The organism is Mesorhizobium sp. WSM4822 (assembly GCF_055811155.1).
This window is the reverse complement of record NZ_JBVVQM010000001.1, coordinates 104,003-118,424: the sequence shown is the minus strand read 5'-3', so window position 1 is coordinate 118,424 and position 14,422 is coordinate 104,003. Positions and strand designations below refer to the sequence as shown.

At 61.6% G+C, this 14,422-nt stretch carries 27 protein-coding genes; 20 read left to right on the top strand and 7 right to left on the bottom strand.

Features of this window, described 5'->3' with window-relative positions; translation table 11 throughout:
* Window positions 1-37: 37 nt before the first annotated feature.
* From AC0L3E_RS00700 to AC0L3E_RS00675, 6 genes are all read left to right on the top strand, one after another.
* Window positions 38-286, top strand: a complete 249-nt coding sequence (locus AC0L3E_RS00700; protein ID WP_473603927.1) for a hypothetical protein — start codon at window positions 38-40, stop codon at window positions 284-286.
* 123 nt (window positions 287-409) lie between these two features.
* On the top strand, window positions 410-637 hold the full coding sequence (locus AC0L3E_RS00695) for a hypothetical protein (RefSeq protein WP_473603926.1): 228 nt from the start codon (window positions 410-412) through the stop codon (window positions 635-637).
* Window positions 637-897, top strand: coding sequence for a hypothetical protein (locus AC0L3E_RS00690; protein WP_473603925.1), 261 nt, complete (start codon window positions 637-639; stop codon window positions 895-897). The genes AC0L3E_RS00695 and AC0L3E_RS00690 overlap by 1 nt, the downstream gene beginning before the upstream one ends.
* Window positions 894-1,148: a hypothetical protein gene (locus AC0L3E_RS00685; protein WP_473603924.1), complete on the top strand. Its 255-nt coding sequence runs from the start codon at window positions 894-896 to the stop codon at window positions 1,146-1,148. The genes AC0L3E_RS00690 and AC0L3E_RS00685 overlap by 4 nt, the downstream gene beginning before the upstream one ends.
* Window positions 1,135-1,869 (top strand): DNA N-6-adenine-methyltransferase, encoded by a 735-nt coding sequence (locus AC0L3E_RS00680; protein ID WP_473603923.1) that lies wholly within the window; start codon window positions 1,135-1,137, stop codon window positions 1,867-1,869. The genes AC0L3E_RS00685 and AC0L3E_RS00680 overlap by 14 nt, the downstream gene beginning before the upstream one ends.
* The gene (locus AC0L3E_RS00675) at window positions 1,869-2,720 is read left to right on the top strand and encodes a hypothetical protein (protein WP_473603922.1); all 852 of its coding nucleotides are present in this window, start codon (window positions 1,869-1,871) and stop codon (window positions 2,718-2,720) included. Before AC0L3E_RS00680 ends, AC0L3E_RS00675 begins: the two co-directional genes overlap by 1 nt.
* A gap of 594 nt (window positions 2,721-3,314) precedes the next feature.
* Here the strand turns inward: AC0L3E_RS00675 and AC0L3E_RS00670 are convergent.
* Both AC0L3E_RS00670 and AC0L3E_RS00665 read right to left on the bottom strand, forming a co-directional pair.
* Entirely contained in the window at window positions 3,315-3,503 is a 189-nt protein-coding gene (locus tag AC0L3E_RS00670; RefSeq protein WP_473603921.1) for a hypothetical protein, read from the bottom strand.
* Window positions 3,504-3,624: 121 nt separating this feature from the next.
* On the bottom strand, window positions 3,625-3,834 hold the full coding sequence (locus AC0L3E_RS00665) for a hypothetical protein (RefSeq protein WP_473603920.1): 210 nt from the start codon (window positions 3,832-3,834) through the stop codon (window positions 3,625-3,627).
* Between the two features lie 528 nt (window positions 3,835-4,362).
* On the opposite strand from AC0L3E_RS00665, the gene AC0L3E_RS00660 reads away from it, so the two are divergent.
* On the top strand, window positions 4,363-4,584 hold the full coding sequence (locus AC0L3E_RS00660; protein ID WP_473603919.1) for a DUF768 domain-containing protein: 222 nt from the start codon (window positions 4,363-4,365) through the stop codon (window positions 4,582-4,584).
* Entirely contained in the window at window positions 4,581-4,805 is a 225-nt protein-coding gene (locus AC0L3E_RS00655; RefSeq protein ID WP_473603918.1) for a hypothetical protein, read from the top strand. Before AC0L3E_RS00660 ends, AC0L3E_RS00655 begins: the two co-directional genes overlap by 4 nt.
* A 60-nt stretch (window positions 4,806-4,865) precedes the next feature.
* Here AC0L3E_RS00655 and AC0L3E_RS00650 read toward each other — a convergent pair whose 3' ends face one another.
* Window positions 4,866-5,222, bottom strand: a complete 357-nt coding sequence (locus tag AC0L3E_RS00650) for a sunset domain-containing protein (protein ID WP_473603916.1) — start codon at window positions 5,220-5,222, stop codon at window positions 4,866-4,868.
* 397 nt (window positions 5,223-5,619) lie between these two features.
* On the opposite strand from AC0L3E_RS00650, the gene AC0L3E_RS00645 reads away from it, so the two are divergent.
* The 12 genes from AC0L3E_RS00645 (at window position 5,620) to AC0L3E_RS00590 (ending at window position 11,955) form a co-directional block, all read left to right on the top strand.
* Window positions 5,620-5,760 (top strand): hypothetical protein, encoded by a 141-nt coding sequence (locus tag AC0L3E_RS00645; protein ID WP_473603915.1) that lies wholly within the window; start codon window positions 5,620-5,622, stop codon window positions 5,758-5,760.
* Window positions 5,757-7,328 carry a DUF4942 domain-containing protein gene (locus AC0L3E_RS00640; protein WP_473603914.1) on the top strand — a complete coding sequence of 524 codons (1,572 nt, stop codon included), beginning with the start codon at window positions 5,757-5,759 and terminating at the stop codon, window positions 7,326-7,328. Before AC0L3E_RS00645 ends, AC0L3E_RS00640 begins: the two co-directional genes overlap by 4 nt.
* A gap of 207 nt (window positions 7,329-7,535) precedes the next feature.
* Window positions 7,536-7,757, top strand: coding sequence for a hypothetical protein (locus AC0L3E_RS00635; protein WP_127381074.1), 222 nt, complete (start codon window positions 7,536-7,538; stop codon window positions 7,755-7,757).
* Window positions 7,742-8,188, top strand: a complete 447-nt coding sequence (locus AC0L3E_RS00630; protein ID WP_473603913.1) for a hypothetical protein — start codon at window positions 7,742-7,744, stop codon at window positions 8,186-8,188. Before AC0L3E_RS00635 ends, AC0L3E_RS00630 begins: the two co-directional genes overlap by 16 nt.
* 106 nt (window positions 8,189-8,294) lie before the next feature.
* Window positions 8,295-8,891, top strand: a complete 597-nt coding sequence (locus AC0L3E_RS00625; RefSeq protein ID WP_473603912.1) for a DUF488 family protein, N3 subclade — start codon at window positions 8,295-8,297, stop codon at window positions 8,889-8,891.
* Between the two features lie 286 nt (window positions 8,892-9,177).
* Window positions 9,178-9,390 (top strand): hypothetical protein, encoded by a 213-nt coding sequence (locus AC0L3E_RS00620; protein ID WP_473603911.1) that lies wholly within the window; start codon window positions 9,178-9,180, stop codon window positions 9,388-9,390.
* Window positions 9,391-9,417: 27 nt separating this feature from the next.
* Window positions 9,418-9,606: a hypothetical protein gene (locus AC0L3E_RS00615; protein ID WP_127328696.1), complete on the top strand. Its 189-nt coding sequence runs from the start codon at window positions 9,418-9,420 to the stop codon at window positions 9,604-9,606.
* Window positions 9,603-9,926, top strand: coding sequence for a hypothetical protein (locus AC0L3E_RS00610; RefSeq protein WP_473603910.1), 324 nt, complete (start codon window positions 9,603-9,605; stop codon window positions 9,924-9,926). Before AC0L3E_RS00615 ends, AC0L3E_RS00610 begins: the two co-directional genes overlap by 4 nt.
* A 10-nt stretch (window positions 9,927-9,936) precedes the next feature.
* On the top strand, window positions 9,937-10,329 hold the full coding sequence (locus AC0L3E_RS00605) for a hypothetical protein (protein ID WP_473603909.1): 393 nt from the start codon (window positions 9,937-9,939) through the stop codon (window positions 10,327-10,329).
* The gene (locus AC0L3E_RS00600; protein WP_473603908.1) at window positions 10,322-10,705 is read left to right on the top strand and encodes a hypothetical protein; all 384 of its coding nucleotides are present in this window, start codon (window positions 10,322-10,324) and stop codon (window positions 10,703-10,705) included. Before AC0L3E_RS00605 ends, AC0L3E_RS00600 begins: the two co-directional genes overlap by 8 nt.
* A complete protein-coding gene (locus tag AC0L3E_RS00595; protein ID WP_473603907.1) occupies window positions 10,698-11,024 on the top strand; it encodes a hypothetical protein in 327 nt (108 codons plus the stop codon). Before AC0L3E_RS00600 ends, AC0L3E_RS00595 begins: the two co-directional genes overlap by 8 nt.
* Before the next feature lie 76 nt (window positions 11,025-11,100).
* The gene (locus AC0L3E_RS00590; protein WP_473603906.1) at window positions 11,101-11,955 is read left to right on the top strand and encodes a ParB/RepB/Spo0J family partition protein; all 855 of its coding nucleotides are present in this window, start codon (window positions 11,101-11,103) and stop codon (window positions 11,953-11,955) included.
* A 106-nt stretch (window positions 11,956-12,061) separates the two neighbouring features.
* Here AC0L3E_RS00590 and AC0L3E_RS00585 read toward each other — a convergent pair whose 3' ends face one another.
* Genes AC0L3E_RS00585 through AC0L3E_RS00570 form a run of 4 tightly spaced genes read right to left on the bottom strand, consistent with a single transcriptional unit; the run spans window position 12,062 to window position 14,422 of the window.
* Window positions 12,062-12,340 (bottom strand): hypothetical protein, encoded by a 279-nt coding sequence (locus tag AC0L3E_RS00585; RefSeq protein WP_473603905.1) that lies wholly within the window; start codon window positions 12,338-12,340, stop codon window positions 12,062-12,064.
* 2 nt (window positions 12,341-12,342) lie between these two features.
* Window positions 12,343-12,618 (bottom strand): hypothetical protein, encoded by a 276-nt coding sequence (locus tag AC0L3E_RS00580; protein WP_473603904.1) that lies wholly within the window; start codon window positions 12,616-12,618, stop codon window positions 12,343-12,345.
* Complete coding sequence (locus tag AC0L3E_RS00575) at window positions 12,615-13,325, bottom strand: hypothetical protein (RefSeq protein ID WP_473603903.1); 711 nt, start codon at window positions 13,323-13,325, stop codon at window positions 12,615-12,617. Before AC0L3E_RS00575 ends, AC0L3E_RS00580 begins: the two co-directional genes overlap by 4 nt.
* Complete coding sequence (locus tag AC0L3E_RS00570) at window positions 13,322-14,422, bottom strand: SAM-dependent methyltransferase (RefSeq protein WP_473603902.1); 1,101 nt, start codon at window positions 14,420-14,422, stop codon at window positions 13,322-13,324. The genes AC0L3E_RS00575 and AC0L3E_RS00570 overlap by 4 nt, the downstream gene beginning before the upstream one ends.

The window sequence follows — 14,422 nt, the reverse complement described above, 5'->3', positions numbered from 1 at the left end:
CAATTTGGTTACACCACTTCTGCGAAGGACACCCGCCATGAGCTTGGTCGCAATCACCGAAGGGCTTCACAAGAAATCCGGGTTCACCGGACCTCGCCTCCAGGCCGTCACGTTCGCGACGGCTCTTGCCATGGCCGACTATGCCGGCTCCGAGCATCAGGATTACTTCCGTCGCCGCTTCCGCCAGACCTTGGAAACGCTGGACAGTGAAGGCGTCAGCGACGTCGTCGGCTTCATCGCCGGCCAGCTCGGCATCAAGCCGGGACCGATGGAAAACGCCATCTGATTTGGGGGAGCAGCCCGACGCACACAGAAGAATCAGGCTGCATGTTTTTTGCCTCGCCCCCCCGGCTTCTGTCAAGAGACTTTCTGCAACCATTTTGACACCACCCCTACCACGGAGAGACCAGTGACCACCGCAAACGCCATCATCGCCAGAAAGCGACTGGACTATTTCAGAAACATGCTTCGAGCCGCGGGCTGGACAGAGGACGACGGCCATTGGCTGGCGCCGCTGCATTTGCGCGAGCAGCTGGGCAGGGTCGTGGGCAGAGGGCACGTCGCGCTTTGGATCGCGGTTGCCGCACAGATTCAGCTCGACACCGCGATCGCCATGCTCGGCGGGGAGGCACGGTAATGGCCAGTTACCTATCCCCCGGAGGCGTCCCGATCACCGGAACCCTGGAGCGCCTTACGGGGCGTGCGCACCTCCTCGATATCGATCCGGAGACCGGCGAGCCCGAACACTCGGGCGGCACCGAAATCTTCTGGAACGATCAGGAGACGGCCAAGCGCGACGGCAAAATCGTCTTCCTCGACGAGGACGGTGCCGAGTGGACTTTCGACCAGCTCGTTCGTGAAGACGCGGATGAGGAAGGCGAGGAGGCCGCGTCATGACCCGCTACCTAATCACATGGGAGATCGACTACGAAGGCGAAGGCGATGCCGAAGCCGCTGCCCGCTGGGCGTGGGATATCCTGCGCAAGCCGCACTCCACCGCCAACGTCTTCACGATGATCGACGAAGCCGGGAACGAGACCAAGCTCGACCTGGCCGAGATCGACGAAGAGCGGCTTGAGACGTCCATCACCAGCGTTGGCGACGTGCTGCGCAGACTGACCGGGGAGGCCGTCGATGCCCATCGGTAGTCATCATTCCGCTGCCGCCGGCACCGACGTCTGGCTGACACCTCCCGCGATCCTGGCCGCGCTCGGCGGTGCCGAAAGCTTCGACCTCGATCCCTGCGCTCCGCTCGATCGGCCGTGGGACATGGCGCGCCAGCACTACACCATGGCCGACAACGGTCTGGCCCGGTCCTGGCACGGGCGCGTGTGGCTCAACCCGCCATACTCGAACAACGTGATCGGCCGCTGGATGGGCCGAATGGCCGAACACGGCCGGGGAATCGCGCTGATCTTCGCCCGCACCGAAACCCAGGTGTTTCACGAGAGCGTCTGGCGCGCCGCCGATGCGCTGCTGTTCATGGAAGGGCGGCTGCATTTCCACGACGCCGGCGGGACACGAGCCAAGGCGAACGCCGGCGCGCCGTCGGTGTTTTGTGCCTATGGCGCAGATGACGCTGACCGCCTTGCCGCCAGCGGCATTCCCGGCGCGTTCGTGCCGCTGCGGCTGCGCTCGCTCTTTTTCGGCTTTGCCGCCGTCGGCTCGTGGGTCGACGAGGTATTGAAGGTGATGCAGCGCGCCGGCGACGCCGTGCGGCTCGACGATCTCTACCGCGAGATGGCGACCAGCCCGAAAGCCGGCCGCAATCCGAACTGGAAGGCGAAGGTCCGCCAGACCCTCCAGCGCGGCCCGTTTGAGCCGCTCGGCGATGGCGTCTGGCAGGTGGCCGAAGGCAGGCTGCTCTGATGGCAAAGGCACAGAAACAGCCCAAGAAACAGCCATGGCAGATCGAGGCCGAGAAGATGCGCCGCGAGCAGGACGAGATCGTCGCCATGCTGCGCAACGGTCCCGATGACTATCTGGTGTCGATCGCCCGGGAAGCGCTCTGCGGCTACCACGCGGCGATGATGGCTTGCAACAAGCAGGCCCGTCAGCCCTACGCGCTGGTGATCGATGCCTGCGTCGAGACGCTCTACCGCATCACCGAATATGGCGGACAGGAGAACCGGGCCGATGGCAGCGGGCACTCCTGGCCCGCGAAGGGCCGCTCCCGCTTCGACTGTTGGAACACGGCATCGGCGTGGCTCGGCCGGCAGCTCGCCGCGCCCGATGGTGAAATCCCGATGCACGGCCAGCCCGGTCGGTTCATGCTCATGATCCACGGCTGCAGGACCGACGTCGAGTATCCCGGATTGCTTGCCGGGCCGGGGCTCCACGGCAAGGTGATCGACCTCGACAAGCCCTTTTTCAGCGAGACCGGCTTCCGGTCCTTCACGACTGGTGGGCTCTCACACCAACGTTGGTTTGTCGAGGAGCCGCTGGACGTGCGGGAGATGCTGACGATCCTCATGGAGGAATCGCTGCTCAGCGAAAACGGCAAGCGGAAGGCGAAGCCGAAGTTGCACGACGCCCCATTCGGTTGGAGCCACTGGACCGGGAAGGTCCGCCATCCCCCATCAGACGAAAACCTTCGCGAGGAGCGGCGCAAGGATCGCGCCTACCAGCCCGGCGGCTTCATCCATTCATTGCCTGGCCTCGCGCCGATCGGAATCGCCAGCCGGGTTGAGAAGACCGGCCAACTCGCTTTCGCATTTTGAGGAACACGATGAACCCGCTCACCGATGGCGATCGAGCGATTTTTATCGAAAGCAATGACGATGTCGGTTCACTGACAGTGGAACAAAAGCGCGCTGTCGAAATTCGGTCGTCGCACTGTTCCCTTTCAGTGCTTTCCCCCATGAGAACTCCCCGCTGGCCTCACGGCTGGCGGGCTTTTTCATTTTTGGCGTGGTAGGATCAGCCCCATGCGAGTTTTGTCCATCGCTTTTGCGGTCCTGCTTTTTATGGCTGTCGGCTTTTGGCTAACCGCCGGTTTTCTTATCAACAAGTCCCATTCGCCTGTGATCGTCCCCACACAGGGGAGCAATAAGAGCGGAATTTACTGAAGCGGCGGTGGCGTTCGCGCCTCCTCGTCTTTCGCCACCGACCCCGTCGTCTGCTTGGCGTATCTGTCGAACAATGCCAATTTCTTCGGATAGGTGAGGTAAGTCATCTGGTGGCAGCCGGAGCAACGATGTTGAGCGGCAGACTTAAACCAGCGCCCAGGCTTTACGAAGCCCAGTCCGCATACCGAGCATCGGAATTCCATCTCAACTGAATGCAGGCTCTGAGAGAGGGGCATCTTGTCCTTCCTACAGCCGCTTGAACTCGGCAAGTCCCAGCCGTATCCGCTGGCCTTCCGCATAGGAAAGGGCGAACGATTCCGAATCGAATGAGCGGGTAAGTTCTTCGTCATCGGCCACTATGCGGACGAACCATTCTCCGCAGGCCTCGGCGACCTCAACGCGAGTGGACACCCTGTTCGTATTCGCGGCTTCCATCGCAGCCTCCCTAGAAAGCAATGGTAAACGAAATCATTAAATCCGCTTGGATGGGGTACGCAAGACTGTGTACAGAACGTACAGTCGTCGCTTGCTTACGGACAAGCCCGACCCCAAAGAGCTACCCAGTCAAGGCGTCTGGTTCGGCGAGAAATGATGCAGCGATCAGGTCGTCGCCAGCAATCTGGCCGCGACCGTCTTCCATTATGGCCGCAACCTTTTGGAAGGTTTTTATTTCGGCCTCAGTTATGCGTGCTGCCCGCATTTTTGCCTGGAGATCAGCCAGGCGCGCCACGAGCGCTTGCGACGTCTCGGCTTCAAGGTTTATCATCTTCATTGTCCGGTTGAGTTAGCGATTGACGTGCACGTTCTGTGCGGCGGCACTCAAACACAGCTCTGCGCCAAACGTTCCCATTGTGGGCTTCGGTCTCAACAGCGATGGGACCAAAGTCCTCCCTCAGCGACGCAATGGTCCTACATCCGGATTAATCGGAACGCTCGGCTAAATTGACGGTTCTTTCAGTCGTGAAATCAGCACAGCTACGTCCCTTCCTGTGTTGAAAGGACCCGCGGGCCACTTGGGTGGTTGGCGGGTCCTCTATTTCAAGTCTGTGCCAGCGTCAGGAGCTTAATTGCTGCCGCCCATGAATGATAATCAGCCGCCCAACAGGCTGGTACACGAGCCGCCGCCGGATTGGCAGAGTGCAGGGGTGCTTCTTGCAGCCGCTGCTCTGGTCTCGTCCTTATGCGCCCTGCTGCTGGCATCTTGGATATCAGGTTGAGCTCTCGCGGGCAGAGCCAATCATCAAGAATTATCAGAATTAGCGGAACCTAATATCGCGCCGACTATTGTGCCGAGATGAGCGCGCGCGGGATCAACTTTCTCCATCGATGGATGACGAACAACGTTCCGGAGACGACCAAGGCCGACGTTATCGCCGTTGATGAACTCACGCATAAGCTTATAGCCGACGCCAGGTCCTTGGGGATCAAACGGGAAGAAATAGACGAGGAGGTCGACAGCCTCTATCGCACTATCCTCGATGCCATCGTCCACTATGATCCTGGCTTGGCCGAATGACCGCTCGCGCCCGCAACTTCCTCAACGATTGGATCGCGAGCCATCTGCCGATTACCACAACCGGCGACCCAATCGCCGCCAGCGACCTTGCGGACCAGATGATGGACGCCGCCCGAGATGCTGGAATCAAGCCTACCGAGATTTATGAAGAGGTCTGGAGCGTATCTGAAGTAATGTTCGAGGCGATACGAAAACGCCCGAGGCGCCTCGCGACTCTGTAGCAGGTCATTCTCCAGGCAGCCGAACGCAATGGGCACGGATTTCCGGCATGCGGTTACACCCTAGACCTTAGACTTCCGCCAGCCGGCCCACCAAGCTTGCCATTGGGAGCAAAACCACCGCTCTCCCTTGGCTGGGCTGACGACCGTCTCGTTGTAGTATCGCTGGCCCGGCAGGTGATAAATGCGCTCGCCTGTCTCGACGCTGATATTGCCCTTGATGGTGCATCCATCCGGCGCGCGCGCTGTGGAATCGCCCTGTCGATGCACGGTAGGAAGGCGATGTTGTTCACTCTGCGGAAGGAAGTAGCCGGCGGTTGCAACGCCACATAGCAACGCCGGGATTAGCGCCCGCTGCTCTAGCAACGAACGTCTACGCCGCCTTCTCGGCTTAGACGCCTTCTGCCCCTGTAGGCTCATAACCCTCTCCCCAACGGGAGAATGCGACTGTTAGGGGCTAGAGTCCAGAAGCAGCCTGGTTCACCGGCCATGCCGATCCAAGGTCTTTTGTGATGTAACCTACTTGTAACCAGATTGGTTACAAGTTAAGCTATTGTGGTTACAAGGTAATTCCCGCCACAGAGACCAAAATGCCCTCCTACTGCAACGAATGCCTCGATCCGTGTCGCTGGCACGATTCCGAGCTTTGCGCCGGATGCCGCGAGCGCCGCGCCGAAGCCATAGCGGCCGAAGAAGCCGACTTCGCTTTCGATCTCATGGAACCAGCGAGGGAGGAGCAACGAGAAGACCATCCCGTTTGATACGGCGGGGGTCTTCCCGCCGTTTGTCCCTACCCCCTACCACAGAGACCGAGACCATGACCAAGCCAACCGAATACGAGTTCACCCTGCCCGATGGCAGCAAGCGCTACGAGATCGTGATCGATCGCAAAGACGTCTTCGTCTTCCAGAAGATGCACCGCGCCGTCAGCGCCAAGCCGGTCGAGGCGAAGCAATGAACGCGCTGATCCCCCGCAACACCGTCGAGCAGATCGTGGCCTATCGCGATGCAGCGGTGGCCGCCTATCACGGCGCGTTCGCTTCGATCGAGCAGGCCGATCGAGAGTTGAAGAAAGCCGCGTCGCTCTGGAAAGCGGCCGCCGGCGATCATGCCTCCTCTCGGTATGGAGACCGCGACAACCGTGAGGTGAAGGCATTTTTCGAAGCCGTCGACCTGCCCGACGCTGAGCAATGGAAGCGCACGGCAATCCGCCTGATCGACATTTCGTGCTGGAACTATCTGGTCAAGATGACTGACCTCGAAGTCCTCATGGACAAGCAGGCCAAGGACGAGCTGCGCGACACCTTGAAGTGGGTACCGGAGCGCTGCGACCATCGACACGGCGACGGCAAGGAGCTGGTCAATCTCGACGAGATCATGGGGATTCCGCCGGTCACGGTCGACAACGTTTATGCCACCATCGACAAGTGGGCCGGCGAATCCGAGATGATCTTCCGGCGCGGCATCGCCACAGCATTCTCGAAGCTCGACCGGCGTTTCCGCTCCCACGACGGTTTCAAGGTTGGGAGCCGAATGATCCTGACCTATGCCTTCGACCGCGACCATGGGCGCGTGTCCTATGGTGGCACGTGGGAGACCGTGCGTGACATCGAACGCACCTTCTCGGTCCTGGACGGCAAGAAGCCGTCATACAACAGCATCGAGAACGTTGTCCGCGCCGAGCGCAAAGGATTTAACCCCCAGCAATCGGAGCATCACGGCGAATATTTCAAGATCCTCGCCTACAAGAACGGCAACGCCCATCTCTGGTTTACCCGCGACGACCTTGTCGTGAAGGTCAACAAGATGCTCGCCGAATACTACGGCGAGGTGATCGGCGACGGGCAGACCCAAGAGCCCGATGACCTGTTCCGCAACCGTAAGACCACGCCGGCGCGGAACTTCGGATTCTTCCCGACACCGGACGGCGCGGCCGAGGAAGTGCTTAAGGGCGTGCCCCTGTTGCAGCCGATCGAGAAGCCGCGGCTGACCGTCCTCGAGCCCAGCGCCGGCACGGGCAATCTGGCGCGGCGCTGCGTCTCCAGCATCAAGGACTTTTCCGACCACTACGGCTATGGCCAAGCCGACCGGATGGACCGGTGGCGCAAGGAATACCGCTTCGACAACCAGGTCGATTGCGTAGAGATGCAGGGGCCGTTGGCCGCCGCGCTCCAGGCCCAAGGCATCTATCGCAAGGTGTACGCCACCGACTTCCTGTCGCTGCGCCCATCAGTCACCGGCCTTTACGATCGGATTGTGATGAACCCGCCCTTCGACATGGAGCGCGATATCGATCACGTCGTCCATGCCCTCGACTTCCTGAAAGACGACGGTTGCCTTGCCGCCATCATGTCAGCCGGAACCGAGTTCCGCGAGACCCGCAAGGCCATCGCCTTCCGCGCGCTGATCGAGAAGCTGAACGGCAGCTTTCACGATCTGCCTCACGGCTCTTTCGCCGAGGTGGGGACCTACGTGAACACAGTCACCGTGAAGGTCTGGAAGAACGGCCGCCGAAATCACTTTTAGGTTGACCTAATTGTAACCATTTTGGTTACACTATAGATCATATTTGGCACCACGGAGACTTGCCCCATGATTCCCCTACGAACCCCACCCGAAAGCGAGGAGGACCGGCGGCGCCGGCTTCCTTCCGTCACGCAGGCCCTCGATATGTGGTCCTCGTGGCATTGCGACTGGTCGCCTCTCGGAGCCACCGGCATTTACAGCCTAGACATGCAGCTCGGCGACGCGTTTCGCCATCTGCTCTACCGGCCCGTGCTGCGCGACAGGCTGGCATGGATTGAACGCCAGCTGCGCCGGCCGCGTCGCCGCGATCGGGACGATCGCTACCAGGCCGAGCTGATGAAATGGTGGCTCGACCTTTTCGAAGCCGAGAAGGCGCCCGTCATCGAGCAGCGTTCGAGCGCCAGGAGGTTGCAATGCGCTTTATCCTGATCGACGCCGGAATTCGCAAGGTCTTCGACATGATGACCCCGCACCGCATAGACCAGAATTTCATCGCTCGAACCCTGCGCCGCGATACCGTGGAGCGCGTCGAACTGGCCGATGATCTCGATCTGTGGGTGTCATCCGAGCCGGTCAGACAACGGTTCCGGTTCTTCCACGACGGGCCGGAATATGTCGGGAGCGGCATGCTCACTGGTCGCACATGGCTCGGGGACTTCAAGAGCCTTCCGCGCTGGTTGACCTATGAGGCAATCGACGGGTGGGTGGCTTGGCCGCGCTGCTACGACGTCCCCCAGGCACGCCGGAAAATACAACGGCCGACCGGGTTGCCCCTGATCGGCCTGCCTCTCGACCCCTACCACAGAGTCTTGCCCGAAAGCGCGAGAGATAACCTCTACCTAATGCAGATGTACGGGTAGAGCAACGCACCAAATCGGCAACAAACTGGTCTATTTTTGGTTGCTGCAGAGGTTCCATAAGTTTACAATTGGTCCTGTCCAAACCCCTACCATGGAAGGCGATTAGATGCGCATTTTTACCTCAAGCTGGTTCCACCCACTGCCCAGCACCATTCAGAAGATCGGCGTTTCGAGAGGAACGCCGCGAGGCTACCCCGCCGGCTACCGCAAGATGCCGGAGCTGGCTCCAGGCCCCTGGTTCAAAACCGCCAGCGAACGCGATTATAAGCAGCTCTATTTCGAGAGCCTCGCCAGGCTTGATCCCGGCCGGATCGTCGCCAAGATGGAGGATCTCTCGGCCGGCAAGGATTGCGCGCTGCTCTGCTACGAGGCCCCGACGGACAACCAGTATTGCCATCGCGCCTACATCTCCGTGTGGCTGAAAGAACGGCTCGGACTCGAGGTCTTCGAATATGGCTTGGAGGCCCAGGGTTACTCCTGGCAGCATCCCAAGCTGCCGGCGCAATACCGCCAGCGCGAGAAGCCCCAGCCTCTCCAGGTGGCCGCCTACCTCGGCGCCATGGCACCCGACGCCCAGGGCCGCACATGGACAGTGATCGGCGTCAATCCAGAGCATGTCGACCAGGCGCTGGTGCAGTCGGGAGACGACAAGCGATCGATCTCCGTCGAAGTCCTGCAGAGCCGGTTCCAGCCGGTCAGCTAAAATCTGCGAAGTGTTTGAATTTATTGGCTTTTTTCAGTTGGTGCCACTTGTAACCGTTTTGGTTACACGCTAAGTTATTGAAGTAACTTAGAAATCTGGACCAATGTCGCAAAGCCGCTTCCTTTCACCACTGCAGTCTTTGTCAGAACAACCCGACGAATGCGGGCTGGCAACTGGTGACTTCTCGCTCATTCATCCGGCGGCCGAAAGCCGCTCGGGAGCGCGGGCCGGGCTTAGCACAGCCGCATGCGCGACGTCGGTTCATCCCCTACCACGGAGACCGGAAATGATGACCTCGACCACCACCAGGATCGACTACATCGGCGAGCTTTCAGAAGCCCTCGCCGACAACCCGAACAACATCGCGATCAAGATGCATCTTCGCTCGGTCAGCGCCATGGACGACAGGGCTTTCGCGGCGCATCGGGCATCCATGATCGCCGCCGCACCGCAGCGCACGGAGGCGGCTCGTAGCTTGGTCCTCCAGCTCGTCCGCTGATCAATCCCTACCTCGGAGACCAGAACAATGTTCATCGTTACCGTCAATCACAACGGCGAGAAGTGGCCGTTGCGCGGCACCGTCTGGGCTTACAGCATGGACCGGGCCGAGCAGTTCCCGAGCGAGCAGGCGGCGCAGACCGCGCTCGACAAGGCCAAGAAATTCATGAAGCCGGCCATTTTCAAGAAGGCCCGTATCGAGCCGGTGGCGGCATGACCGCGGCCCGGTTCCACAACGCGCTGCGCATCCTGCTCAGCCTGGACGGATACGACCTGATCAACGCCGGCGTCGCCGACCAGAATTGGGGAACGGCCGAGGCCTCCGAGCGCGACCAGATGGGCGCGTTCCTGGAGGATCCTGCCCGGGAAGCTCTCCGCATGCCGGATGCGAATTTCGACCGGCTCATGGAGCTGGTCGAGAGCCGCCAGCCGCTGGCGCCGGCCGCCACCAATCGTCCCGGCGATCAGGCCGCCGTCTATGCCGAAGAGACCGGCATCGACTACGCGACCGCGCTTGTTCACTGCAACATGGATTGAGAGAGCTATCATGAAAATCTGGACCGTCATCAGCAACCGCGAGGAGGCGATCACCGCGTCGGTGTTCCTCGAGGCGGAAGCCGCTCGCGCCGAGCGCCGCGAATTGATCGAGCAGGATTGGGGCAAATGGTGTCCCAATGACCAGATGCCCGACGACACCCAGGACGCATTCAACGAACTCTGCAACCGAATCGGCTATGTCGACAGCTACGAGATCGAAGAGCACGAAGTCGATATTTCCCTCATCGCCAACCTGCTGGCGGCCGTGAAAATCAGCGAGCGCGTCATGGTCGCCGCGTATGGCGAGCCGTCGGACTCGGCCACCGAAAACGTCCTGGCCGCGTCGACAATTCGCAAGGCGCGAGCCGTCATCGCCGAAGCGGAGGGCCAGGCCAATGGCTAAGGGTGAGTACAGTGCGAACGATTTTCGCGCCGAGCTGGTCAAGCTCATGCCTGGCTATTCGTGGACGGTGAAACGGTCCTCCAGCGTCGACTACCTGCAAGCGACGGGGGCGCAGAGCAGCGGCTCGAACAGGCTGTCGACCCTTTCTGTCGTGCGCACCAATCGCGAGGGAAAGGTGGAGTACGTCTCCAGATCAGCCGGCTACGGGACGCGCGCGAGGTGGCTGCACACCAATGCCGATGGGACGCTTGCAAGGTCGCTGCGCGGGCTCCAGGACCATTACGAATACACTGCCAGCACATACTACGGCCACGCGAAGGCGCTGGCGAATGCACGGCAGGCGGCCGACGTCTCGGAGGGCCAGGCCAATGGCTGACCTTCGCACGTCCGACGAGCTGGTGCAGGCAATCAAGTTGCTGGCGCCGGGCTATTACACCGAACGCGATGGGGGCAACTGGTATTGCGTCACCTCATACCACGACAGAGTCGCCGAAGAGTTCGCCCGGCGCGACGACGCCCGTCGGTGCATCCTCTGGCTTGCCGGCGAGCCGATGCCAGACGGGTGGTGCATCACAAGGGTTAGCAATCTCGCTTGCGATCTCGACTGTGGCCAAGGGTACCGAGCGACGATCTGGACACGATCGGTTGCGACGGCCTTCCCGCTTCGCGCTGCCGCTCTGGAAATTTCTTTGTAACCCCACTTGTAACCGTTCTGGTTACAAGCTAAGCTATTGATGTTGCTATGAAATTTCCTACCACGGAGACCGGACCATGAAAAAGCGCATCCCCCTCGACCAGGTTATCCCGAACCCCGACCAGCCGCGCAAGCACTTCGACCCGATCAAGCTTCGCGAGCTGGGGGAATCGATCCGGGAGCGCGGCCTTATCCAAGCCATCACGGTTCGCCCGGTCGACGGCAAATTCATGATCGTGGGTGGTGAGCGCCGCTGGCGGGCTCACCAGCTGATCGATGCGGCCGACATTCTCTGCGAGGTCGTCAAGATCGACGACAACGAAATGGCGCTGCAGGCGATCGTGGAAAACCTCGCCCGTGCTGACATCAAAGCGATGGAAGAGGCCCGCGCGTTTCAGGCGATGCTTGACCGCGGCTGGACGATCGAGAAGCTGGCGAAGGATATCGGCGTGCAGACGGCGCGCATCACCGCCCGCACGGCGCTGCTCAATCTGGACGAGACCATCCAGTCGCTGGTCGACAGCAACCAGTTCCCGCTCGGCCACGCAAACTATCTGGTCGACCTTCCTAAGCACGATCAGATGCAGATCGTGAAGCTGTTCACGAGTGGGAAGCTGAAAGACTGGTCGGGCGTCCGAGCTGCCGCGCAATCAGTCCGCGACCGCATCGAGCAGGGCGGCATGTTCGACGACGACAACACGCCCGAGCCGTCGAAGGACGATATCGCCGCCATGAGCAGGATGGAGAAGACGGTCGAGCGGATCATCACCGCGATCTCCGGCGGCTTCAAAGATGGCGAGTGCATCGCCCTGAAATCGGTCGACCCGACCAAGGCCGACAAATGGGCCGACACGCTGGCGGCAGCGTCGCGCACCATCCGCACTATGGAGGCTCAGTTGCGGCAGGCGCATGCCCGCTCGGTGCTGATGTAGGAATCCGCATCGCCGGCTCCGGCCGGCGGCTGTGGTAGGGAGGGGCAGCGGATTGGTCTCCGCTGCCCCATTTTTTTGTCGAGTGTAGAGGCACCACCAGCGCGCGTCAGTCGCCGGCCTTCCCGTCACTCATGCGACGGGCGTATCGCTCGTCCTTGCCCGCCTCTGGCGGCGCAGCGTCCGCTTTCGCGAGTTCCTTATCTCTCAGCTTGGCGCAACGCTCGCAGCACTGCGAGTTGATCTCCGGCGACAGCCATCCCGCCGGCGCGTCCTGGGCACCGCAAATCGAGCGAGCGAGACCGACTTCGATGCGGCGAAAATAGTGAGGAGTCCCGGCGACGCCCCGCTTTGCCCAGCCCTCGGTGAAACCCTTTTTGTCAGTCATGGCTATCGATGCTCCACCGGAATCATCCGGCCTTTTCGGAAGATGCGTTCGGCCGCGTCGCGGGCGCTGGTGATGATCGCGCCATCGCGCCGCATATGGCCATTGAAGTAGCGCAAAAGGTTTTCAGTGACCGCCTTCCACGCCTCCACCTCGGTCGGGAAGACTCGAGGCGCGCCACAGGGGCCAAGCACCGGCTCCGCTCGGCCGTCCTCGGCAAAGCGCAGCATGGCGTGATGACCGCCGACGACCGGCGTGGTGAAGCCCGCGAAATGGTTCAAAGCATGCTCTCCTGGCGGACAGAGTTGGGGTGTGGGGGAACGATCTTTCGATCGACGAAGATGGGCTCGTCTGCCTCGGCGAACGTGCGGGCGCGGAGCTGCTTGCAGACGGCGCGCTCGATCTCTCGGCCGCTCATGAGCTGGGAGAGGTCTTTCGCCAGCTTCGACCCAGATGTTTTCGAGGTGCACGCGATACGGTGCTCGCCGGCAACGGCGCGGATCTCGTCGCTCCAGAGCAGGTGGATCATGCGGTGATACCAGGGCACCTGCGCGGAGAAGGGTGCGCGCCAGCCGCGCCCGCTGTTCATCACTGGCTCGGGATAGGTCCAGAGGTCGTAGAGGCGACGGCTGACACCCGAAAGAGTCGCGTCGAGCTTGCTCGGAATCGTCGTGCGATAGCCATGCTTCGGGTGCGGCTCCGACATGCCGGGGCTCGTCGTCCATTTCGAGTGCGCGGCGATGATCAGGCCGTGGCAGCAAGGACCGAAGAACTTCACCTGGTCAGGCAGCCGCGAGAGGGTGTCGCGCTCGGATTTGATCTCGCAAATCCAGATCCTGTCAGGCTGCACCGCGACGACGTCGGCGCGAGCTGCGCCGCCCTCCACGTTCATCTCGTGAATGATCCTGGCATCGGGCCACAGCTCGCGGAATCGCGCGACGACCTTCTGGCGGATTTCGATCTCAGCGAGGGAGCGGGTGTGTTTCATGCTCCGGCCCCCGGCTGATAGTCCTTCCAGTCGACGCGATTAATGATGGTCGGCCCGTCATATTCGCCGACGAGGCTTTGTTCCCAGACGAACCATGCGAGGTTCATGCGGCTGCTGGCCTCGTTCCCGTCCCAGCCGTCGCGATGCATCATCGGCAAGCGCCTGGTGAAGACGTGCACGCGGGCCGGCTTGCACTGGTCCATGGCGTAGTTGCGATCGGGATCGTCGAAGCCGCAGAGGAAATTCAGGTTGAGGAGCAGCGCCATCTTTGCCGGCCGATGCACGCGCAGCGCATGGGCGACGAAGGCGTTGAGCACGGCCCCGTAGGGCGGATTGGAGACGATATCGTCGCCACCCTCTCCCGCTTCGCTGGTGATGAAGTCCTGCACGTCCTGGAAGACGCCGTGGCGATCATAAGTGCCATAGTCGATGAGGTCGGAAAGCACGACGTCATAGCCGGCCGCTTCGAGCAGGCGCGAGATCGCGCCGCGACCGCACGCGGGTTCCTTGATCCTTCCGCCGAAGGTCTCCAGCGCCAGGAGCGTGTGTGTTGCTTCCGGGCAGGTCTCGTAGAGATTGTTGCCGCGCTCGGCGGCGCTGGCGCTGTCGGTGCCGATCGCCACGCGCAGGTTTGCCCGGCTCGGCTCGAGTCCAGCAGCGACGCGGCCGGCGATGGCGCGCTCGACGATGCCAGGATCTCGGCGCTCCGCGTCAGCCAGCCTGCGCGCCTCGTGGATTTCCCTTCGCGTCAGCCCTGCCTCGGCCGCTGTAAAACCGTTCCCAGATGGAACGGTTTTGTTCGGACGGCCGCCTTTCGACGCCTCACCCGATTCCTGAGCGGCCGACCATTCGGTGGCGATGGTGATCTTGGCGCGCGCCTCGATGATCAGCGCGTCAGCCTGGAGCCGCCGCGCCTTGGTGATCAGGTGTTCGCCGGCGTGGAAGCGCGTGGCATAGCTGCCTGCCGCCTTCGCCTGGTCATAGGCGCCAGAGGCCAGCATGCGCGCCGATGCGACGTCGCCGTCGTCGAACAGCATCCGGGCTCGCTCGATGACCAGAGCGAGACCGGAGGCGTCGAAGGGGACAACGGCGTTCAT